The organism is Chromobacterium paludis (assembly GCF_008275125.1).
Taxonomy (GTDB): domain Bacteria; phylum Pseudomonadota; class Gammaproteobacteria; order Burkholderiales; family Chromobacteriaceae; genus Chromobacterium; species Chromobacterium paludis.
In genome coordinates, this window is the sequence record NZ_CP043473.1 from 1153930 (window position 1) to 1173053 (window position 19124).

General features: G+C 63.3%; 23 protein-coding genes. 20 read left to right on the forward strand and 3 right to left on the reverse strand.

Features of this window, described 5'->3' with window-relative positions; translation table 11 throughout:
* Window positions 1–37: 37 nt before the first annotated feature.
* Window positions 38–916, reverse strand: coding sequence for a methylisocitrate lyase (gene prpB / locus FYK34_RS05205; RefSeq protein WP_149295375.1), 879 nt, complete (start codon window positions 914–916; stop codon window positions 38–40).
* 243 nt (window positions 917–1159) lie between these two features.
* Here prpB and rpoE point away from each other — a divergent pair, with 243 nt between their 5' ends.
* The 20 genes from rpoE to FYK34_RS05300 all read left to right on the forward strand — a co-directional run bounded on the left by rpoE (window position 1160) and on the right by FYK34_RS05300 (window position 15762).
* Complete coding sequence (gene rpoE / locus FYK34_RS05210; RefSeq protein ID WP_149295376.1) at window positions 1160–1759, forward strand: RNA polymerase sigma factor RpoE; 600 nt, start codon at window positions 1160–1162, stop codon at window positions 1757–1759.
* Window positions 1760–1761: 2 nt separating this feature from the next.
* The gene (locus tag FYK34_RS05215; protein WP_149295377.1) at window positions 1762–2244 is read left to right on the forward strand and encodes a sigma-E factor negative regulatory protein; all 483 of its coding nucleotides are present in this window, start codon (window positions 1762–1764) and stop codon (window positions 2242–2244) included.
* Entirely contained in the window at window positions 2244–3209 is a 966-nt protein-coding gene (locus tag FYK34_RS05220; protein WP_149295378.1) for a MucB/RseB C-terminal domain-containing protein, read from the forward strand. The genes FYK34_RS05215 and FYK34_RS05220 overlap by 1 nt, the downstream gene beginning before the upstream one ends.
* A 190-nt stretch (window positions 3210–3399) precedes the next feature.
* Window positions 3400–4809, forward strand: a complete 1410-nt coding sequence (locus FYK34_RS05225; RefSeq protein ID WP_149295379.1) for a DegQ family serine endoprotease — start codon at window positions 3400–3402, stop codon at window positions 4807–4809.
* Window positions 4810–5049, forward strand: a complete 240-nt coding sequence (locus FYK34_RS05230; protein WP_149295380.1) for a glutaredoxin family protein — start codon at window positions 4810–4812, stop codon at window positions 5047–5049. It begins immediately after the preceding gene.
* Between the two features lie 153 nt (window positions 5050–5202).
* Window positions 5203–6996: a translation elongation factor 4 gene (gene lepA, locus FYK34_RS05235; RefSeq protein ID WP_149295381.1), complete on the forward strand. Its 1794-nt coding sequence runs from the start codon at window positions 5203–5205 to the stop codon at window positions 6994–6996.
* Entirely contained in the window at window positions 6997–7977 is a 981-nt protein-coding gene (lepB, locus tag FYK34_RS05240) for a signal peptidase I (RefSeq protein ID WP_149295382.1), read from the forward strand.
* A 33-nt stretch (window positions 7978–8010) separates the two neighbouring features.
* Window positions 8011–8373, forward strand: coding sequence for a DUF4845 domain-containing protein (locus FYK34_RS05245; protein ID WP_149295383.1), 363 nt, complete (start codon window positions 8011–8013; stop codon window positions 8371–8373).
* A gap of 7 nt (window positions 8374–8380) precedes the next feature.
* Window positions 8381–9091, forward strand: a complete 711-nt coding sequence (rnc, locus tag FYK34_RS05250; protein ID WP_168209646.1) for a ribonuclease III — start codon at window positions 8381–8383, stop codon at window positions 9089–9091.
* Complete coding sequence (gene era, locus FYK34_RS05255; RefSeq protein ID WP_149295384.1) at window positions 9088–9978, forward strand: GTPase Era; 891 nt, start codon at window positions 9088–9090, stop codon at window positions 9976–9978. The genes rnc and era overlap by 4 nt, the downstream gene beginning before the upstream one ends.
* Window positions 9978–10265 (forward strand): hypothetical protein, encoded by a 288-nt coding sequence (locus FYK34_RS05260; RefSeq protein WP_149295385.1) that lies wholly within the window; start codon window positions 9978–9980, stop codon window positions 10263–10265. The genes era and FYK34_RS05260 overlap by 1 nt, the downstream gene beginning before the upstream one ends.
* Complete coding sequence (recO, locus tag FYK34_RS05265; RefSeq protein ID WP_149295386.1) at window positions 10262–10999, forward strand: DNA repair protein RecO; 738 nt, start codon at window positions 10262–10264, stop codon at window positions 10997–10999. The genes FYK34_RS05260 and recO overlap by 4 nt, the downstream gene beginning before the upstream one ends.
* 25 nt (window positions 11000–11024) lie before the next feature.
* Window positions 11025–11756 carry a pyridoxine 5'-phosphate synthase gene (gene pdxJ, locus FYK34_RS05270; RefSeq protein ID WP_149295387.1) on the forward strand — a complete coding sequence of 244 codons (732 nt, stop codon included), beginning with the start codon at window positions 11025–11027 and terminating at the stop codon, window positions 11754–11756.
* Window positions 11756–12136 carry a holo-ACP synthase gene (gene acpS, locus FYK34_RS05275; RefSeq protein ID WP_149295388.1) on the forward strand — a complete coding sequence of 127 codons (381 nt, stop codon included), beginning with the start codon at window positions 11756–11758 and terminating at the stop codon, window positions 12134–12136. The genes pdxJ and acpS overlap by 1 nt, the downstream gene beginning before the upstream one ends.
* A 153-nt stretch (window positions 12137–12289) precedes the next feature.
* Complete coding sequence (gene nagZ, locus FYK34_RS05280; RefSeq protein ID WP_168209647.1) at window positions 12290–13378, forward strand: beta-N-acetylhexosaminidase; 1089 nt, start codon at window positions 12290–12292, stop codon at window positions 13376–13378.
* Window positions 13378–13881 carry a hypothetical protein gene (locus FYK34_RS05285; RefSeq protein WP_149295389.1) on the forward strand — a complete coding sequence of 168 codons (504 nt, stop codon included), beginning with the start codon at window positions 13378–13380 and terminating at the stop codon, window positions 13879–13881. The genes nagZ and FYK34_RS05285 overlap by 1 nt, the downstream gene beginning before the upstream one ends.
* Window positions 13882–13911: 30 nt before the next feature.
* Complete coding sequence (locus FYK34_RS05290; protein ID WP_149295390.1) at window positions 13912–14661, forward strand: competence/damage-inducible protein A; 750 nt, start codon at window positions 13912–13914, stop codon at window positions 14659–14661.
* 122 nt (window positions 14662–14783) lie between these two features.
* Window positions 14784–15092 (forward strand): DUF2628 domain-containing protein, encoded by a 309-nt coding sequence (locus tag FYK34_RS05295; RefSeq protein ID WP_168209648.1) that lies wholly within the window; start codon window positions 14784–14786, stop codon window positions 15090–15092.
* A gap of 12 nt (window positions 15093–15104) precedes the next feature.
* Window positions 15105–15248 (forward strand): VOC family protein, encoded by a 144-nt coding sequence (locus FYK34_RS20405; protein WP_168209830.1) that lies wholly within the window; start codon window positions 15105–15107, stop codon window positions 15246–15248.
* Complete coding sequence (locus tag FYK34_RS05300) at window positions 15241–15762, forward strand: 2'-5' RNA ligase family protein (protein WP_149295392.1); 522 nt, start codon at window positions 15241–15243, stop codon at window positions 15760–15762. The genes FYK34_RS20405 and FYK34_RS05300 overlap by 8 nt, the downstream gene beginning before the upstream one ends.
* A gap of 272 nt (window positions 15763–16034) precedes the next feature.
* Here FYK34_RS05300 and FYK34_RS05305 read toward each other — a convergent pair whose 3' ends face one another.
* Both FYK34_RS05305 and tsaD read right to left on the reverse strand, forming a co-directional pair.
* The gene (locus tag FYK34_RS05305; RefSeq protein WP_149295393.1) at window positions 16035–17933 is read right to left on the reverse strand and encodes an ATP-binding cassette domain-containing protein; all 1899 of its coding nucleotides are present in this window, start codon (window positions 17931–17933) and stop codon (window positions 16035–16037) included.
* Window positions 17934–18074: 141 nt separating this feature from the next.
* On the reverse strand, window positions 18075–19100 hold the full coding sequence (tsaD, locus tag FYK34_RS05310) for a tRNA (adenosine(37)-N6)-threonylcarbamoyltransferase complex transferase subunit TsaD (RefSeq protein ID WP_149295394.1): 1026 nt from the start codon (window positions 19098–19100) through the stop codon (window positions 18075–18077).
* Between the last annotated feature and the right edge of the window lie 24 nt (window positions 19101–19124).

Here is a 19124-nt window from a genome sequence, read left to right on the forward strand (position 1 = left end):
TAGGTATGCGTATTCTTTGCAGACTTGGGCGCGGCGCTTATTCCTTGCCTGCGGCGAACAGCGAGTCCAGCTTCTGTTCGTAGTCGTGGTAGCCCAGGTGATCGTACAGCTCCATCCGGGTCTGCATCTTGCCCAGCACGGCTTGTTGGGTGCCGTCGCGGCGGATCGCGCCGTACACATCCAGCGCGGCTTGGCTCATGGCGCGGAAGGCGGACAGCGGGTACAGCACCAGGCTCACGCCATGAGCGGCCAGCTCTTGCGTGGTGTAGAGCGGGGTGGCGCCGAATTCTGTGATATTGGCCAGCACCGGCACTTTCACTGCCTCGGCGAAGCGCTGGTACATGGCCAGATCGGTCATCGCCTCCGGGAAGATCATGTCAGCGCCGGCTTCCACGCAGGCGACGGCGCGTTCGATGGCGGCGTCCAGTCCCTCCACGGCCAGCGCGTCGGTGCGGGCCATGATGACGAAGCTGCTGTCGCGGCGGGCGTCGGTGGCGGCCTTGATGCGGTCCACCATTTCGTCCTGCGTGACGATGGCCTTGTTGGGGCGATGGCCGCAGCGCTTCTGTTGCACCTGGTCTTCGATATGCACGGCGGCGACGCCGGCTTTTTCCAGGCTGCGCACGGCGCGGGCGATGTTGAAGGCGCCGCCCCAGCCGGTGTCGATGTCAACCAGCAGCGGCAGATCGGTGTTGTCGGTGATGCGGCGGGCGTCGATCAGCACGTCTTCCAGCGTGGTGATGCCCAGGTCCGGAATGCCGCAGGAAGAGGCGGCCACGCCGCCGCCGGACAGATACAGGGCCTTGAAACCTGAGTGTTCGGCCAAACGTGCGGCATAGGCGTTGATCGCGCCTACCACTTGCAACGGTTTTTCGGCGGCCACGGCCTGGCGGAAACGCTGCCCGGGTGTGTGCATGAGGTGCTCCTGACGATGGAAGGAATGAAGAGCTTGTCATTCAAGCAAGTGCTTGGTTGGAGTGTAAAGGCTCTAGAAATGGCTGGCAATAGTTGAAGTGCGGAGGTTCAAGTTTGGCGGCGGGAGTGGTATGTTTCGCTTCGTCCTCGCCTCAGGGAACTCAGGGCGGATCCTGTGGTCTAGATCACAGTCCACGTAACGACCACATAGAACAGTGGGCAAACCAGGGAGCATAACAACGACATGAGTGATCGGGATATCGATCAACAGTTGGTGGAACGTGCCCAGCGAGGTGAAAAAAGAGCTTTCGATCTGCTTGTTGCCAAGTATCAGCGACGTCTCGCCAGGCTTTTGTCGCGGTTTATCCGCGATGGTTCGGACATCGAGGATGTGACGCAGGAGGCGTTTATCAAAGCGTATCGCGCCTTGCCGTCATTTCGCGGCGAAAGCGCGTTTTACACATGGCTGTATAGGATAGGCATCAATACGGCCAAGAATTTCCTCAGCGCCAACGGGCGACGCCCGGTGGTGAACAGTGAGATTGAGGACGAGGATGGCGAGAGCTTCGACATGGCGTCGCAGATCCCGGACATCAATACGCCCGAAACCGAGCTGATGAACAAGGAAATTCTGGCGACGGTCAATGCCGCTGTGGAAGCCTTGCCGGAGGAGTTGCGTACCGCCATTACCCTCAGGGAAATGGAGGGATTGTCCTATGACGAAATCGCCAGGGTGATGGATTGCCCCATCGGTACGGTGCGCTCGCGGATATTCCGCGCGCGCGAGGCGATAGCTGCTGAACTGCGGCCGCTGCTGGATACGGCCAAGAACAGAAGGTGGTAAGTATGAAAGAATCGATTTCCGCGCTGATAGACGGCGAGCTGGAGGGGCCTGCGGCTGACAAGGCCTTGGCTGCCATCGCCGCCGACGAAGACCTGGATGCGGCCTGGGAAGATTACCATTTGATCGGCGACGCGATGCGCGCCAATCGTTTTGCGTCGCTGGACGTGCGCGCCCAGGTGGCGGAGCGGTTGAAAACCGAGCCCACTGTGCTGGCGCCGCGCCGCTGGATGCGTCCGCGTCGCGCCCGCGCCGCCGGCGCAGTGGCGTTGGCCGCTAGCGTCAGCTTTGCCGCGGTGGTGGGTTGGCAACAGCTGAACCATCGCCAGCCGGCTTCCGTCGCGGCGGTGGCCGACCGCGGCGTGCCGGTGCAGGTGGTCAAGCCGGCGCAGTTCGATCAGTACGATCCCTATGTCCTGGCTCACCAGGAAGTGACGGCTGATCAAAGCATGATGCGCGTATCTTACGGAAACGGAGTTCGCCACTGATGCGTGTCGTACCTCTGCTAGGTGTTTTGATGTTCGGGGCCGCCTGGGCGGCCCATGCCGAAGACGATATGCAACTGCTGCGCAATGTCGGGAATGCCAGCCGGCAGCAGGCGTTGGACGGGACCTATCTGCATCAGATGAATGGCATGATGGAGACCTTCCGCCTGGTGCGCCAGGGGCAGGGCGACAATGTGCGCGAAAAGCGCAGCTCGCTCGATGGTCCGCCCCGCGAAGTCGTGCGCAATGGCGGCGAGCTGAGTTGCTATGCCCAGGACAAGCGCGCGCTGATCGCCTGCAAGATCAGCGCGATGCGCCTGTTCCCCGCTTTGTTGCCAGACGATGTGGATGACATTCCCCGCTCCTATGCGCTTAAGCGCACAGGCAGCGACAGAGTCGCGCAGCGCGATTGCCAATGGCTGGATCTGCAACCGCGCGATCCTCAGCGTTACACCATGCGCATGTGCATAGAGCCTACCACCTACCTCCCATTGAAGGTGATCACGCTATCGCCGCGCGGCGACGCGATTGAGCAATTCACCTTCACCGAGGTGGAGTTGAGCGGCGCCAAGGATAAACGCAGTTATCGTTCCAAGTTGCCGCAGAAATTCACTTTGCTGACCGGCAAGGCGCAGGCCGCGCCCGATCCTTCGGCCGTGCAGAATGAAGTGACGGGGCTGCCGCTAGGTTTCCGCCTGTTGCGCGCCTCCGAGCGGGTGCTCCCCGGCATGGGCGGCAAGTCGGTGCGTCATCTGGTGCTGTCGGATGGGCTGGTGATGCTGTCGGTGTTCGTCGCGCCGCCGCCGCCGGAAAATGCGCGCATGGAACGCGTGGGCAATTTGCACGGCGCCATCAATATGGCTACCAGCTATCAGGGCGATTTGCAGTTGACCGCGGTGGGAGACATGCCGCAAACGGCCATGATGGCGCTGCTCAAGGGCATGCACTTCAATGGCAAGGGCGATTGAGCCGGGTGATTTTTGCCGGCTTGGGCGCGACCGCCAGGCCATGCTGGCCGGGCGGTCGCGCAGGATGGATGGCCTGCGGGCCGAGGTGAAAGTTAGAGGAGGGGTGGTGCAGACGCTGTCTGCATTTCCTGTCTGTTCGATAGCCGGCGTTCGCCGGCGCATTCAATCCACCATAGAAGATGGAGCGCACATGTCGATCAAACAGCTGATCGCGTCCGCCATGCTGGCGGCATCGGTCCTTGTGACCGCAGTCCCTGTTGCCATGGCGGCAGACCTGCCGGACTTCAGTTCGATTGTGGAGTCGGAAGGTAAGGCCGTAGTCAACATCAGTACCACATCCACGGTCAAAGAGATGGCGTCCGGCTTGCCGGACGGCGTAGAGGGAGACCCGTTCTTCGAGTTTTTCCGCCGTTTCGCGCCGCAGGTGCCGCGCGAGCGCCAGGAGAACTCCCTGGGTTCGGGCTTCATCATTTCGCCTGACGGCTATGTGATGACCAATGCCCATGTCGTGGCGCGGGCCGACAAGATTACCGTGAAGCTGACGGACAAGCGCGAGTTTCAGGCCCGCGTCATCGGCTCTGACGCCCGCTCCGACGTGGCCTTGCTGAAAATCGACGCCAAAAACTTGCCGGTGGTGCGCCTCGGCAATCCCAAGGCGCTGAAGGTAGGTCAATGGGTGCTGGCTATCGGTTCGCCGTTCGGCTTTGAAAACACCGCCACGTCCGGCATCGTGTCCGGCAAGAACCGCATGCTGCCGGACGAGAGCGCCGTGCAGTTCATCCAGACCGACGCCGCGGTCAATCCGGGCAATTCCGGCGGACCGCTGTTCAATCTGAGCGGCGAGGTGGTGGGCATCAATTCCCAGATATACAGCCGTTCCGGCGGCTTCATGGGCATTTCTTTCGCCATTCCTATTGATACCGCGATGAATGTGGCGGACCAGCTCAAAGCCAAGGGCAAGGTCACGCGCAGCCGCATCGGCGTGGTGGTGCAGGAGCTGAGCAAGGAGCTGGCGGCATCGTTCGGCCTGTCCAAGCCCAGCGGCGCGCTGATCAATGCGGTCGATCCCAAGGGGCCGGCGCAAAAGGCGGGCCTGAAAGCGGGCGACATCATCCTGCGCGTCAATGGCCAGGATGTTTCCTCCAGCGCGGATCTGCAGCGACTGATCAGCAATGAGACCCCGGGCAAGGCGATTACGCTGGATGTTTGGCGCAGCCGCGCGCAAATCAGCATTCGCGCGGTGCCGGAGGAACTGAAGGAAGAGGACAGCCGCATCGCTCAGCGCGAATACCGCAAGCCGGGCGAGCCGGGCGAGCAGAGCCTGGCCCAGATCGGTTTGCGTTTGCAGGAGCTGAACCCGATGCAGCTGAAGCAGGCTGGCATAGACTATGGCCTGCTGGTGCGCGCGGCCAATGGCGCGGCCATGCGCGCGGGCATTCAGCCGGGCGACATCATCGTCGGCATCGGCGGCGAGCCGCTGAAGAGTTTTGCCCAGTTGAAGCGCGCAATGGAGCAGGCGAAAAAGGGCGGCAATGTGGCGCTGCAGATTCTGCGCCAGGGCGTGACCCAGTTTGTGCCGCTGACCGTGGGTGGGGAGTAAATGAAGCTGACGCTGTATTTCCGCGAGTACTGCAGCCTGTGCCACCAGATGCTGGCCGAGCTCGCGCCCTGGCGCGCGCGCCACGGCTTCGAGCTGGAGGTGGTGGATGTGGATGCCGACCCCGCGTTGGAGGCTCGCTTCAACGAGCTGGTGCCGGTGCTGATGGAGGGCGAGACCGAAATCTGCCACTGGCATCTGGATGAAACGAAGTTGGCTGCACACTTGGGCGAAATCGGCTAAAATCCGCGCCAGTGTGAGTAGAACCGGGGGCGCGCGCGCCCCCGCTTGCTGATCGGCCTCCGGCAACCGTCGGACCCGAGCGGGTCCCCCGGAAGGGCTATCCGTCAGCAGCCCCGGGCACGCGTGCGTGCCCTTATCTTTTGCTGGATACCGATGAAGAACATCCGAAATTTTTCGATCATTGCCCATATCGACCACGGCAAGTCCACCCTGGCCGACCGCTTCATTCAGTTTTGCGGGGGCTTGGAATTGCGCGAAATGAGCGCGCAGGTGCTGGACTCGATGGACATCGAGAAGGAACGCGGCATCACCATCAAGGCGCAAACCGCCGCCTTGCAGTACAAGGCTCGCGACGGCCAGGTATACGACCTGAACCTGATCGACACCCCGGGGCACGTGGACTTCAGCTATGAAGTGTCGCGCTCGCTGTCCGCCTGCGAGGGCGCGCTGTTGGTAGTGGACGCCTCGCAAGGCGTGGAAGCGCAGACCGTGGCCAACTGCTACACCGCCATCGAGCTGGGCGTGGAAGTGGTGCCGGTGCTGAACAAGATCGACCTGCCTGCCGCCGATCCGGAGCGCATCTCGCAGGAGATCGAGGACATTATCGGCATCGAGGCCGTGGACGCCGTGCGCGCCTCGGCCAAGTCCGGCATCGGCATCGAAGACATCCTGGAAGAGGTGGTCAACAAGATTCCGCCGCCGCAAGGCAATCCGGACGGCCCGCTGAAGGCGCTGATCGTGGACTCCTGGTTCGACAACTACGTCGGCGTGGTGATGCTGGTGCGCGTGATCGACGGCTCGCTCAAGCCCAAGGACAAGATCAAGTTCATGGCCACCGGCGCCGAGCACCTGTGCGAACAAGTGGGCGTGTTCACGCCCAAGTCCGTGCAGCGCGCCAGCCTGAACGCGGGCGAAGTGGGTTTCGTCATCGCCGGCATCAAGGAGCTGAAGTCGGCCAAGGTGGGCGATACCATCACCTTGGTGAGCAACCCGGCCGCCGAGGCGCTGCCCGGCTTCAAGGACGTGCAGTCCCAGGTGTTCGCCGGCCTGTACCCGGTGGAGAGCCATGACTACGAAGCGCTGCGCGACGCGCTGGAGAAGCTGCAGCTGAATGACGCCTCGCTGAAGTTCGAACCCGAAGTGTCGCAAGCGCTGGGCTTCGGCTTCCGCTGCGGCTTCCTCGGCCTCTTGCACCTGGAGATCGTGCAGGAGCGCCTGGAGCGCGAGTTCGACATGGACCTGATCACCACCGCGCCGACGGTGAACTACGAAGTGGTGATGAAGGACGGCACGGTGGAAGTCGTGTCCAACCCGTCGCGCATGCCGGAAGCCGGCAAGTACGACGAATTGCGCGAACCCATCATCACCTCCACCATCCTGGTGCCGCAGGACTATGTCGGCGCGGTGATGACCTTGTGCAACCAGAAACGTGGCTCCCAGCGCAATATGCAATACATGGGCCGCCAGGTGATGCTGACTTATGACCTGCCGATGAACGAAGTGGTGATGGACTTCTTCGACAAGCTGAAGTCCACCAGCCGCGGCTATGCCTCGCTGGATTACGAGTTCAAGGAGTTCCAGAGCGCCGATCTGGTCAAGCTGGATGTGCTGGTCAACGGCGAGAAAGTGGACGCGTTGTCTTTGATTGTGCACCGCGCCTCCAGCGTGTATCGCGGCCGCGAGCTGGTGTCCAAGATGCGCGAGCTGATCCCGCGCCAGATGTTCGACATCGCGGTGCAGGCCGCCATCGGCGGCCACATCATCGCGCGCGAGACGGTGAAGGCCTTGCGCAAGAACGTGCTGGCCAAGTGCTACGGCGGCGACATCACGCGTAAGAAGAAGCTGCTGGAAAAACAAAAGGCCGGCAAGAAGCGCATGAAGCAGGTCGGCAACGTGGAAATCCCGCAAGAGGCTTTCCTCGCCATTCTTCAAGTAGGGGACAAATAAGTGGGCGGAAACTTGTACTGGGTATTCGTCGCGCTGGCCGTGATCGGCGCCGTGTTGATCATGCTGGGCGGCAAGAAACAGGAAGGCGCGGCCGACTGGCCGCAATCCGTGCAGTGGGGCTACCTGGCCATGGTGATAGGCGGCTTCGGCTTCCTGTCCAACTACATGAGCTTCACCGCGGTGATGCTGGTGTTCGTGCTGATCACCGGCGCGGTGTGGGCCCTGGACAAGTGGATGCTGGCCAAGAAGCGAGCCGCCGGCGGCGTAGAGGCCGGCCACTTCGTGGATTACTCGCGCGGCTTCTTTCCGGTCATTTTCGTGGTGTTCCTGCTGCGCTCCTTCCTGGTGGAGCCGTTCCAGATCCCGTCCAGCTCCATGCGCCCGGGCCTGGTGGTGGGCGACTTCATCCTGGTCAACAAGTTCGCTTACGGCATCCGCATGCCGGTGCTCAATAATGTCGTGATCCCGGTGGGCAAGGTGCAGCATGGCGACGTGGTGGTGTTCAACTATCCGCCCAATCCCAAGGTCAACTACATCAAGCGCGTGATCGGTTTGCCGGGCGATACCGTCGAGTATCGCAACAAGCGGCTGACCGTCAACGGCAAGCCGCTGACCGACACCCAGGATGGCAGCTACGACTACCTGGAGAAGGAACTGGGCCTGCAGCAGATCACCGCGGACAAGTACGCGGAGACATTGCCGACGGGCAAGACCTACAAGGTATTGAACAATGCCGGCACGCCGGTGGTGGCGCTGAGCCAGGTGCAGGACTTTCCTTACCGCGACAACTGCCGCTACGATGACGACGGCTTCGTGTGCAAGGTGCCGCAGGGCCATTATTTCATGATGGGCGACAACCGCGACAACAGCTCGGACGGCCGCTACTGGGGCTTTGTCGACGACAAGTTGATGGTGGGCAAGGCCTTCATGGTCTGGATGAACTTCGGCAACCTGTCGCGCATCGGCACCAAGATTCAATAAACCAGGCCAAACCGGCCTCTGCGGGAGAGACGCATGAAGAAACAGCAAGGCATGTCCATCATCGCCATCCTGTTGTTTGTCGCCGTGGCCGGCGCGGCGCTGCTGCTGGCCTTCAGGATCATTCCGGTGTACACCGAGTACGCCAACGTCAAGCATGAGCTGCAGTCCTTGGCCGCCGAAGCCAATGTCGGCGAATACACGCTGCGCCATGAGTTTGATCAGAAGGCTTCCGTGGCCGACATTTCCGCGATCAAGGGCGATAACCTGATCGTGGTGACCAGCGCCAATGGCAATTATCTGCGCGCGCAGTATCAGCGCGAAGTGCCGCTGGTCGGCAATGTCAGTCTGCTGTTCCATTTCGATACAGCGGCGGGCCAGCCGCCTGTCGTTCAATAACCATACCGTGACCCAAATCGACAATCGATTCCGGCGCCTGTCTCAGGCGCTGGATTATGCATTTCAAAAGCCAGAACTGTTGCGCCAGGCGTTGACGCATCGCAGCTACAGCAGCATCAACAATGAGCGCTTCGAGTTCGTCGGCGACAGCATTCTCAATTACACCGTGGCTCGCATGCTGTTCGATCAGTTTTCGCAGCTCAGCGAAGGCGAGCTGTCGCGCCTGCGCGCGAATCTGGTCAATCAGAGCACCCTGGCCGAGATCGCCCATGAGCTGAAGCTGGGCGACTATCTCTACCTGGGAGAGGGCGAACTCAAGAGCGGCGGCTTCAACCGGCCATCCATTCTGGCCGACGCGCTGGAGGCCACTTTCGCCGCGGTCAGTTTCGACGCCGATTTCGCCGCCGCGGAACGGGTGGTGCGCCGCCTGTATGCGCAGCGCGTGGCCACCATAGACACCTCGCGCCAGGCCAAGGATGCCAAGACCCGCTTGCAGGAAGCGCTGCAGGCGCGCAAGCTGGCGTTGCCGAAGTACCGCATCCTGTCGCAAAGCGGCGAGGCGCATGAACAATGGTTCAAGGTGGAGTGCGACCTGGGCGAACTGGCCCTGATTTCCACCGGCGACGGCGGCAGCCGCCGCGCCGCCGAGCAGCAGGCCGCCGAAGCGGCGCTCGTCCTGCTGGAACAGAAACTCGCAGCAAGCAAGAAAAGATCATGACCGATACCCCATTCCACTGCGGCTTTGTCGCCATCGTCGGCCGCCCCAATGTGGGCAAGTCCACGCTGATGAACCACCTGATCGGCCAGAAGATCAGCATCACCTCCAAGAAGTCGCAGACTACGCGCCACCGCGTCACCGGCATCCATACCGAAGAAGCGGCGCAGTTCGTGTTCGTCGACACGCCGGGCTTCCAGACCTATCACAAGGGCGCGCTGAACGAGGCGCTGAACAAGAGCGTCAAGGATTCGCTGGGCAGCGTCGACTGCGTGCTGTTCCTGCTGGAAGCGATGCGCTTCACGGCGGCCGACCGCGAGGTGATGGCGCTGCTGCCCAAGAAGACGCCGGTCATCCTGGTGGTGAACAAGCTGGACAAGGCCAAGGACAGGCTGACGCTGCAAGCCTTCATCGACGAGGTGACGGCCGAGTTCCCGTTCGCCGGCGTGGAGGTGGTCAGCGCCAAGCATGGCCAGCGCCTGGCCGAGCTGTTGGATCAAGTGCGTCCGCATCTGCCGGAGTCCATGCCGCTGTATCCGGAAGACATGATCACCGACAAGAACGAACGCTTCCTGGCGGCGGAGATCGTGCGCGAAAAGCTGTTCCGCTACCTGGGCGAAGAGCTGCCGTACGAGATGAACGTGGAAGTGGAAATGTTCGAGCTGGACGGCGCCCTGCGCCGCATCCACATTGCGGTGCTGGTGGACAAGGAACATCAGAAGCCCATCGTGATTGGCAGGGCGGGCGAGAAGCTGAAGAAGATTTCCACCGAGGCGCGCCTGGACATGGAAAAGCTGTTCGACGGCAAAGTCTTCCTGCAGGTGTGGGTGAAAGTGAAGTCCGGCTGGGCTGATGATGTCCGCTTCCTGCGCGAGTTCGGCCTGGACTGATGAAACCCTTGCATGCGACGTCCGCATTGCCCTGCTGGGTCGTGCGGCTTATCGCCACCTCGCCGGCTCTGGCCGGCTTGTCTGTTTCCGCCCTGCGCCTGGCCTCTGGGCAGCCGGGTTGCCTGGGCGGCGACGCGGTGGAGCAGCTCACCTATTGGGATAGCGTGGAGGCCATTGCAGCCTGGCGCGACCAGGTGGAGCAATTGGTTCGGCAGCGACTGGGCCGAGGCGCTGCCGGATTTGAATTCGCCGTCAGCCGCCGCCAGGCCGAGGATGCTTGCGCATGAGCCAGCCGGGGCGGGTGGACAGGCAGCCGGCCTATATTCTGCATGCCCAGCCTTACCGCGAGACCAGCCTGCTGCTGGAGGTGCTGACGCGCGATCATGGCCGCTTCAGCCTGGTGGCGCGCAGCGCGCGGCGGCCGCGTTCCGACCTGCGCGGCGTGCTGTTGCCGTTCCAGCCCCTGACCCTGTCTTGGTTCGGCAAGAACGAATTGCGGACGCTGCACGGCGCGGATTGGGACGGCGGCGTGCGCGCCTTGTCGGGCCAGCAGCTGGTTTGCGGTTTTTACCTCAATGAGTTGATGATGAAGCTCACGGCGCGGGACGATCCCGAGCCGCGGGCTTTTGCCGTTTATGACCGCGCGGTCCGCGAACTGGCCGGCGCCGCGCCCCAGGCCGCCGCCTTGCGGCGCTACGAGCTGAAACTGGCCCAGGTTCTGGGCTACGCGCCGGCGTTGGATAAGGACAGGCATGGCGACCTAATCGAGCCGGCGCGTTATTATATTTGCCGGGACGCGGCGCCGCCGGAGCCGGACACCCAAGCGGGCGCGGCGCTGAGCGAGCGTGCCGCCAGGCTGAGCGGCGAGGCGCTGCTGGCCATTCATGCGGATGATTTCAGCGACCCAGCGGTGCGCGGCCAGGCCCGCTTGCTGAGCCGGGTTTGGCTGTGGGCGCTGCTGGGCGATGAGCCGCTGGCTTCGCGTCAACTATTGCAGGCCATCCAGTCCCTGTCTGACTGATGGCGACGAACACAAGGGGATACAAATGATTCTGTTGGGCGTTAACATCGATCATGTCGCCACGCTGCGCCAGGCGCGCGGCACCCGCTACCCCAGTCCGGTGGAGGCGGCCCTGGTGGCCGAATCCAGCGGCGCGGATCTGATCACCCTGCATCTGCGCGAGGACCGCCGCCATATTCAGGACGCGGATGTGCAGGCGATGCGCCCGGTGCTGAAGACGCGCATGAATCTGGAAATGGCGATGACGCCGGAAATGCTGGCTCATGCGCTGGAAGTGGCTCCGCAAGACGTCTGCCTGGTGCCGGAAAAGCGCGAGGAAGTCACCACTGAGGGCGGCCTGGACGTGCGCGGCCACTATGCCGACGTCCGCCACTATACCGCCAAGCTCAGCGAGGCGGGCATCCGCGTCTCCATCTTCATCGACCCGGACCGCGAGCAAATCCAGAAAGCCTACGACGCCGGCGCGCGCGTGATCGAGCTGCATACCGGCGCTTACGCCGACGCGCCGCACGCCAGCGAGCGCGCGGCCGAGCTGGCCCGCATCCGCGAGGCGGCCGAGTTCGGCGCCAGCTTGGGGCTGGTGGTCAACGCCGGCCATGGTTTGAACTACCACAACGTCAAGCCCATCGCCGCCATTTCGCAGATCGCGGAGCTGAACATCGGCCACGCCATCGTCGCCCACGCGCTGTTCGTCGGCTTCCCGCAGGCGGTGCGCGAGATGAAGGCGCTGATGATAGAAGGCCGCCAGGGCCTGTAATGATTTACGGCATCGGCACGGATCTGGTCGAGATTTCTCGCATGGAGGACTGGTGCCGGCGTTGGGGCGCCAAGGCCGGCCGGCGTATCCTGACGGCGGCGGAGCAGGCGGAGTTCGAGGCCCACTCCGATCCGGCGCGCTTTCTGGCCAAGCGTTTCGCGGTCAAGGAGGCCTTCGCCAAGGCGCTGGGCACCGGGGTGATAGCGCCGGCGCTGCTGACGGCGATAGGTACCGGCCACGATGAGCTCGGCAAGCCGTTGCTGATCTTGTCGGAGTCGCTGGCCGCTTTCGTCGCCGCGCGCGGCGTCGTCGGCATGCATGTCTCCATCAGCGACGAGCGCGGCCACGCGCTGGCCTTCGTCGTGCTGGAATCCGCCTAGTCGGGCGAAGCCCGCTGAGGCGCTCCGCCGTGCCTGGCATTGGCCTGGGGCGCCAGCCATGCCAGGCGCTCACGCCAGGATGAGTCGCCCATTCGCTTTTACATGGCCTGCCGCTTGGGCAGGCCGCCCGTCTCAATGGTCGAGGATAAGCCCATGACCCAAAATACTCTGAATCTCCCGCGCGGCCCCGTGATGGTGGACGTCGCCGGCTTCGCGCTGACCGAGCAGGAGCGCGCGCGGCTGTCCCACCCGCTGGTGGGCGGCGTCATCCTGTTCCGACGCAACTTCCAGAACATCGAACAGCTGCGCGCGCTGACCGCGGAAATCCGCGCCTTGCGCTCGCCGCATCTGCTGATCGCCGTCGACCACGAGGGCGGCCGCGTGCAGCGTTTCCTGGACGGCTTCACCCGTCTGCCGCCGATGAATGTGCTGGGCGAAGCCTGGGACGCGGACCGCGAGCAGGCGCTGAAGCTGGCCGAAACCGTGGGCTATGTGCTGGCGGCCGAGTTGTCGGCCTGCGGCATAGACCTGTCCTTCACGCCGGTGCTGGATCTGGACTGGAGCCGTTGCGCGGTGATAGGCAACCGTTCCTTCCATCGCCATCCGGAAGCCGTGGCCGAGTTGGCCGAGGCGCTGCAGCAGGGCCTGGGCCGCGGCGGCATGATGAGCTGCGGCAAGCATTATCCCGGCCACGGCTATGTGGAGGGCGACAGCCACCATTTGATGCCGCAGGACGATAGAAGCCTGGCCGAGATCGCGCGCGATGACTTGGTGCCTTTCGCGCGTCTGGCGGAAGCCGGCATGGGCGCGGTGATGCCGGCCCACGTATTGTATCCGGCGGTGGACAGCCAGCCGGCCGGCTTCTCCTGGGTTTGGCTCACAGACATCCTGCGCGGCCAGCTGGGATTCGACGGCGTGATCTTCTCCGATGCCCTGGACATGGCGGGCGCGGCAGGCGCGGGCAGCTATGTGCAGCGCGCGGACGCGGCGCTGGCGGCCGGTTGCGACATGGTGCTGGTTTGCAATCAGCCGGCCGAGGCCGACAAAATGCTGGCGGTGCTGGCGCCGCCGCCTCAGCCCAAGCTGGCGGAGCGGCTGGAGCGCATGGCGGGCAAGAGCCGCCCAGAAGACTGGCAGCAGATCATCGCCACGGCAGAGTTTGCCGCTGCGCAGGCGGTGGTCAAGCAGCTGGCCATGCCCAAGGACGCGCTGGCCGGCCCGCAGGTGGGCGAGGCGCACTGATGCTGCCGGCCAGCCTCAGCGAGCTGGACGCGATACGCGACGAGTGCCGCGCCATGGTGCGCGGCCGCGCCGCGCTGTCCGCCGGCGCTTCGGCCTTGCCCGCGCCTGGCGTGGATGTGGCGGCCGATGTCGCCATCCTGCTGCAGCTGATTCCGGCCATCAACCAGCGCTTCGGCGTGGCGCCGGAACAGATCGCCGGCTACGACGCGGCGCGCAAGCAGCTGCTGTATCAACTGATCCGCCGCGCGGGCAGCGCGCTGCTTGGGCTGGAGGTCACGCGCAGCTTGCTTGCGGCCGTGGTCAAGCGCGCCGCCGGGCGCTGGGCAGGCAAGCAGGCGCTGAAGCTGGTGCCGGTGCTGGGCTGGGCCGCCAATGCCGCCATAGGCTTCGCCGCCATGCGCTATGTCGGCAACAGCCATATCGACGATTGCTATGCCGTCTGCCGGCGCATGCTAGAGCGAGACGGCGCAACCATGGGGCGGGACGGGCCAGCGTCTGGCTAGCCGCGCGCCGTGATTCATTTGGAGGAGAGCATGCAAATAGGCGCCCTGATCATTGGCGATGAACTATTGTCCGGCAAGCGCCAGGACAAGCATATGCAGGCTTTGATCCGCATCTTGGCCGCGCGCGGCATCAAGCTGGCCTGGGCGGAATATCTGGGCGACGACCCGGCTCGCATCGAGGCCGCTTTGCGGCGGACCTTTGAAAGCGGCGATCTGGTGTTCAGCTTCGGCGGCATCGGCGCCACGCCGGACGACCATACCCGCGCCTGCGCGGCCCGCGCGCTGGGCGTGCCGCTGGCGTTGCATCCGGAGGCCAAGGTTTTGCTGGAGAGCCGCTTCGGCGACGAAGCCTATCCCCATCGCATCCAGATGGGCCATTTTCCGCAAGGCGCGGCCATCATCCCCAATCCGGTCAACCAAGTCCCCGGCTTCTCCCATGGCCATGTCCACTTTGTGCCGGGCTTCCCCAGCATGGCCTGGCCCATGATCGAATGGGTGCTGGATACCCATTATCGCCAGCTGTTCAACGATCAGCCGGATATCGAAATGAGCTGCATCGCCGTCCATGCCCGCGAGGGTGATTTGATTGATCTGATGCAGGAGTTCACGGCCCGCTATCCCGCGCTGAAATTGTCCAGCCTGCCCAACTTCGGCAATGAGGCTATTCCGCAGATGCATATCGAATTCGGCTTCGCCGGCCAGCCTGGCCTGGTGGAGATCGCCATGGCGGAGTGGGGGAAAGTCTTGCGGGAGCGCGGTTACGAAATCAGAAGTATGTGAACCTGCTCAATTCCGCAGTTGTATTATGAGAGATTGTATGGATGGTTATCTTGGGAGGGAGTGTGCATAGTTGGAAACTGTACTCTGTTAACGGGAAATCAATTGTAGCCCTCAAAGAGGGCATGAACTGGTTCGCCTTTTTCTTTGGCGGAGCTTGGGCATTTTTTCATCGCCTATATTGGCAAGGGGCGGTCGGTGTGTTGCTAGCCATTCTTCTCAATGGATTTTTGGAGTTTCATCCCTTTTGGGGTTTGGTGTTGGGTCTTCTCGTATCTTCGATTTATGGATTCTATGCCAATGTCTGGCGAGGAAAGAGCTTGTTGAAAAAGGGCTATGTGAACGATCAGACGCTCCGAGCCAAATCTTCCAGAGATGCCATCGTGGAATACAAAAGGATTGTCGAGGGTTTGTCTGTCGGGAGGGGGTTCTGAGCGCCGGAGCAACTGGCGGCCGCCGTGAGCCGCGCCAAGGCCGCCGGCGCGACGGTGGTGCTGGATGGCCTGGGCAATCCGCAAATGAACGCCATCGTGCTGGCCTCGCCGGGCGGCAATGAGTTCGAACTTTGCAACTGCGCGGCCCATGGTTGAGGCCGCCAGGCTGCGCGAGCAGCTCACCCTGTTTGTGCCGCGCGTAGAGGGCGCGCCGCTGGAGGTTGTGCGCCGCGCATTGGATCCCGTGCAAGCCGGGCTCATCGCGGCGCATGTCACGCTGTGCCGCGAGGATGAAATCGCCGGCTTGAGCATGGAGCGCCTGTTTGAGCGTTTGCGCGGGATGGCGCCGTTGCGGCTGGCATTTGGACCGGCTGAGTGTTTCCTGGGGCATGGCATTCTGCTGCCTTGCATCGAGGGTGAGGCGGATTTCCAGGCCATGCGGCGCGCGGTGCTGGGCAGTGGCGCGCGCGGGCATGCGCCGCATCTGACCCTGGCGCATCCGCGCAATCCGCGCGCGGCGGGCAATTCATTGCTGGATACGCCGGGCCTGCCCGGGGCGATGACGCTGATGTTTGGCGCGGTGAGCATGATACGTCAGCATGGAGAAGCGCCTTGGCGGCAGCTGGGTAGAATGACCCTGGGGGTGTCCGCGCTTGGGGCGCTTGCTTAAAAAATAGTCTGCTCTGATTTGTTGTTTATGTTCAAGCGCTTGTCGGTATTGTCCACAATCTGTCACCAAGCTTGTTCCGGACAGGTGTGGGAAAGTTCCCGTGCTGATTAAAAAATGGGCAGGTGGGCTAAGTCTTTCAAGGTAAAGGAAAATCAGGACTTGTCCCGTGCTTGTCCACAACCTTGTTCCATCTCGATGTGGATTGTGTTCAAAAACGAAAACGCCGCTCGTTGAGAGCGGCGTTTCGCATGGCGGTTTTGAGCCGGGATCGATCAGGCTTCCAGCGCCTCCAGTTGCTCCTGCACCGCCATCCATTCCTCTTCCACGGCCTCCAGCCGGCTGGACACCTCGCCCTGGCGCTTCACGCTGTCGGCCATTTTCTGGCGGTTGGCGTCGTCGTAAGCCTCGCTGGAGGATAGGAAGGCTTCCAGCTGGGTTTTCTCCTCGCTCAGCTTGTTCATCTCCTGTTCCAGCTTGTTCAGGCGGTTTTGCAGCGGCTTGCGCTGCTTGGCCAGCTGCTGGCGCGCCTCGGCTTCCTGGCGCTTCTGCTCCTTGCGGTTGACGCCCTGGGCGTCGCCGTCGGATGGCTTACTGCCCTCCGCAAGTTGGGCGATGCGCCATTGGCGGTAGTCTTCCAGGTCGCCGTCGAAGGGTTGCACCTTGCCGCCGCTGATAAGCCAGAACACGTCGGTGGTGGACTCCAGCAGGCTGCGGTCGTGCGATACCACGATCAGCGCGCCGGTGAAGTCCTGCAGCGCCAGCGTCAGCGCGTGGCGCATTTCCAGGTCCAAGTGGTTGGTTGGTTCGTCCAGCAGCAGCAGATTGGGCTTCTGCCACACGATCATCGCCAGCGCCAGACGCGCCTTCTCGCCGCCGGACATCGGGCCGACCGGGTCGGTGGCGGCGTCGCCGCGGAAGTTGAAGCCGCCTAGGAAGCTGCGCAGCTCCAGCTCGCGCGTGGTCGGCGCCATTCGCTGCATATGCTGCAGCGGCGTTTCGTCCGGCCGCAGCGTTTCCAGCGTGTGCTGGGCGAAATAGCCTATCTTCAGCATCTGCGCGTTGATGCGCTCGCCGGCGCGCGGCGCCAGGTCGCCGGACAATAGCTTGACCAGCGTCGATTTGCCGGCGCCGTTGACGCCCAGGAGGCCGATGCGCGCGCCGGCTTCCACCGACAGGCTGATGCCGGACAGGATGGTCTTGTCGCCGTAGCCGGCGTCGGCCTTGTCCAGCTTCAGCAGCGGATTGGGCAGATGCTCGGGGCTGTCGAAGTGGAAGTCGAACGGCGAGGCGGAGTGGGCCGGCGCGATGCGCTCCAGTTTTTCCAGCGCCTTGACCCGGCTCTGCGCCTGGCGCGCCTTGCTGGCCTTGGCCTTGAAGCGGTTGATGAACGATTCCAGGTGGGCGATCTGGCGCTGCTGCTTCTCGTATTCGCCTTGCTGGCGCGCCAGTTTTTCCGCGCGCATCACTTCGAACTGGCTGTAGTTGCCGGTGTACAAGGTCAGCGTCTGGTTGGCCACTTCCACGGTATGGCTGCAGATGGCGTCGAGGAAGTCTCTATCGTGCGAGATCACCAGCAGGGTGCCGGGGTAGGCCTGCAGCCAGTCTTCCAGCCACAGCACCGTTTCCAGGTCCAGGTGGTTGGTCGGTTCGTCCAAGAGCAGCAGGTCGGAACGGCACATCAGCGCCTGGGCTAGGTTCAGCCGCATGCGCCAGCCGCCGGAGAAGCTGGCCACCGGACGCTGTTGCGCGGCTTCGTCGAAGCCCAGGCCGGTCAGCAGCTTGCCGGCGCGGGACGGCGCGGAGTAGGCGTCGATATTGGCCAGCTCGCCGTGCAGATGGCCGATGGCGTTGCCGTCGTGCTTATCTTCCGCGTCCGCCAGCTGGGCTTCCAGCGCGCGCAACTCCTTGTCGCCGTCCAGCACGTAATCGAGCGCGCTGCGCTCCAGCGCCGGCGTTTCCTGCGCCACGTGGGCCACGGTCCAGTTGGGGGGCAGCAGCATGTCGCCGCCGTCGGCGTGCAATTCGCCCAGCAGCATGGCGAACAGGCTGGATTTGCCCACGCCGTTGGCGCCGGTCAGGCCGGCTTTGTAGCCCGGGTTCAGCGTCAGGTTGGCGCCGATCAGCAATTCTTTCAGGCCGCGGCGCAAGCTTAGGTTTTTGAGTTGGATCATGATGGTATTGGGCCACGAAATCCACGAAACGACACGAAAAATAAAACTAGCGGAGCAAGCCGCTGATCCAGCGGCGGCCTGCCGGCTTCGGGAGTTGTTCGTGTTCTTTCGTGGATGTCGTGGCGGATAAAATATTCAGGTTTATACCGCCGGCAGGCTGGACAAGTCCCAACGCGGCTTGATGGTGAAGCCGCCTGCCGGCTCGGCGAATTTCAGGCGCATGGCGCCGGCGAAGGCGATCATCGCGCCGTTGTCGGTGCACAGCGCCAGGGGCGGGTAGAACACCTCGAACTTGCGGCGCGCCGCGGCTTCGTTCAGCGCCGCGCGCAGCTGCTTGTTGGCGCCGACGCCGCCGGCCACCACCAGCCGCTTCATGCCGGCCAGCTTCATCGCGGCCAGCGATTTCTTCACCAGCACTTCGACGATGGCCTCCTGGAAGGCGCGGCAGATGTCCATCCGCGTCTGCTCGTCCAGTTCGCCCTGTTCCGACTCCTGCTGGCGCACCAAGGTCAGCACCGCGGTTTTAAGGCCGGAGAAGCTCATGTCCAGATTGCCGGAGTGCAGCATGGGGCGCGGCAGGGTAAAGCGGTCCGGGCTGCCGGACTCCGCCAGCTTGGACAACAGCGGGCCGCCGGGATAGGGCAGGCCCAGCAGCTTGGCGGTTTTGTCGAAGGCCTCGCCGGCGGCGTCGTCCACTGTTTCGCCCAGGATTTCGTAGTCGCCGACGCCGCGCACCGCCATCAGCTGGGTGTGGCCGCCGGAGACCAGCAGCGCCAGGAAGGGGAATTCCGGCTTGGGGTCCGCCAGCAGCGGCGACAGCAGGTGGCCTTCCAGGTGATGCACCGGAATGACTGGGAGATTCAGGCCGAAGGCCAGCGCGTTGGCCATGCTGGCGCCCACCATCAGCGCGCCGCCCAGGCCGGGGCCCTGGGTGTAGGCGATGGCGTTGAGGTCGGCCAGCGTTTTGCCGGCCTCGGCCAGGCAAGCCTCGGTCAGCGGAATGGCGCGGCGGATATGGTCGCGGCTGGCCAGTTCGGGCACCACGCCGCCGTACTCGGCGTGCATGGCCATTTGGGTGTGCAACTGATGGGCCAACAGGCCGCTGTCGGTGTCGTACAGCGCGACGCCGGTTTCGTCGCAGGAAGATTCAATGCCTAATACCAGCATGGGTGCAGCTCGGATATAACGGGA

What these genes read in the sequence shown, in the direction of transcription:
- FYK34_RS05295 (WP_168209648.1), top strand. Translation starts at nt 14,784, where the DNA reads ATGAACTGGTTCGCCTTTTTCTTTGGCGGAGCTTGGGCATTTTTTCAT.
- lepA (WP_149295381.1), top strand. Translation starts at nt 5,203, where the DNA reads ATGAAGAACATCCGAAATTTTTCGATCATTGCCCATATCGACCACGGC.
- pdxJ (WP_149295387.1), top strand. Translation starts at nt 11,025, where the DNA reads ATGATTCTGTTGGGCGTTAACATCGATCATGTCGCCACGCTGCGCCAG.
- FYK34_RS05285 (WP_149295389.1), top strand. Translation starts at nt 13,378, where the DNA reads ATGCTGCCGGCCAGCCTCAGCGAGCTGGACGCGATACGCGACGAGTGC.
- FYK34_RS05225 (WP_149295379.1), top strand. Translation starts at nt 3,400, where the DNA reads ATGTCGATCAAACAGCTGATCGCGTCCGCCATGCTGGCGGCATCGGTC.
- acpS (WP_149295388.1), top strand. Translation starts at nt 11,756, where the DNA reads ATGATTTACGGCATCGGCACGGATCTGGTCGAGATTTCTCGCATGGAG.
- FYK34_RS05290 (WP_149295390.1), top strand. Translation starts at nt 13,912, where the DNA reads ATGCAAATAGGCGCCCTGATCATTGGCGATGAACTATTGTCCGGCAAG.
- FYK34_RS05220 (WP_149295378.1), top strand. Translation starts at nt 2,244, where the DNA reads ATGCGTGTCGTACCTCTGCTAGGTGTTTTGATGTTCGGGGCCGCCTGG.
- tsaD (WP_149295394.1), bottom strand. Translation starts at nt 19,100, where the DNA reads ATGCTGGTATTAGGCATTGAATCTTCCTGCGACGAAACCGGCGTCGCG.
- nagZ (WP_168209647.1), top strand. Translation starts at nt 12,290, where the DNA reads ATGACCCAAAATACTCTGAATCTCCCGCGCGGCCCCGTGATGGTGGAC.
- FYK34_RS05260 (WP_149295385.1), top strand. Translation starts at nt 9,978, where the DNA reads ATGAAACCCTTGCATGCGACGTCCGCATTGCCCTGCTGGGTCGTGCGG.
- rpoE (WP_149295376.1), top strand. Translation starts at nt 1,160, where the DNA reads ATGAGTGATCGGGATATCGATCAACAGTTGGTGGAACGTGCCCAGCGA.
- FYK34_RS05215 (WP_149295377.1), top strand. Translation starts at nt 1,762, where the DNA reads ATGAAAGAATCGATTTCCGCGCTGATAGACGGCGAGCTGGAGGGGCCT.
- FYK34_RS05230 (WP_149295380.1), top strand. Translation starts at nt 4,810, where the DNA reads ATGAAGCTGACGCTGTATTTCCGCGAGTACTGCAGCCTGTGCCACCAG.
- FYK34_RS05300 (WP_149295392.1), top strand. Translation starts at nt 15,241, where the DNA reads ATGGTTGAGGCCGCCAGGCTGCGCGAGCAGCTCACCCTGTTTGTGCCG.
- FYK34_RS05245 (WP_149295383.1), top strand. Translation starts at nt 8,011, where the DNA reads ATGAAGAAACAGCAAGGCATGTCCATCATCGCCATCCTGTTGTTTGTC.
- prpB (WP_149295375.1), bottom strand. Translation starts at nt 916, where the DNA reads ATGCACACACCCGGGCAGCGTTTCCGCCAGGCCGTGGCCGCCGAAAAA.
- recO (WP_149295386.1), top strand. Translation starts at nt 10,262, where the DNA reads ATGAGCCAGCCGGGGCGGGTGGACAGGCAGCCGGCCTATATTCTGCAT.
- era (WP_149295384.1), top strand. Translation starts at nt 9,088, where the DNA reads ATGACCGATACCCCATTCCACTGCGGCTTTGTCGCCATCGTCGGCCGC.
- FYK34_RS05305 (WP_149295393.1), bottom strand. Translation starts at nt 17,933, where the DNA reads ATGATCCAACTCAAAAACCTAAGCTTGCGCCGCGGCCTGAAAGAATTG.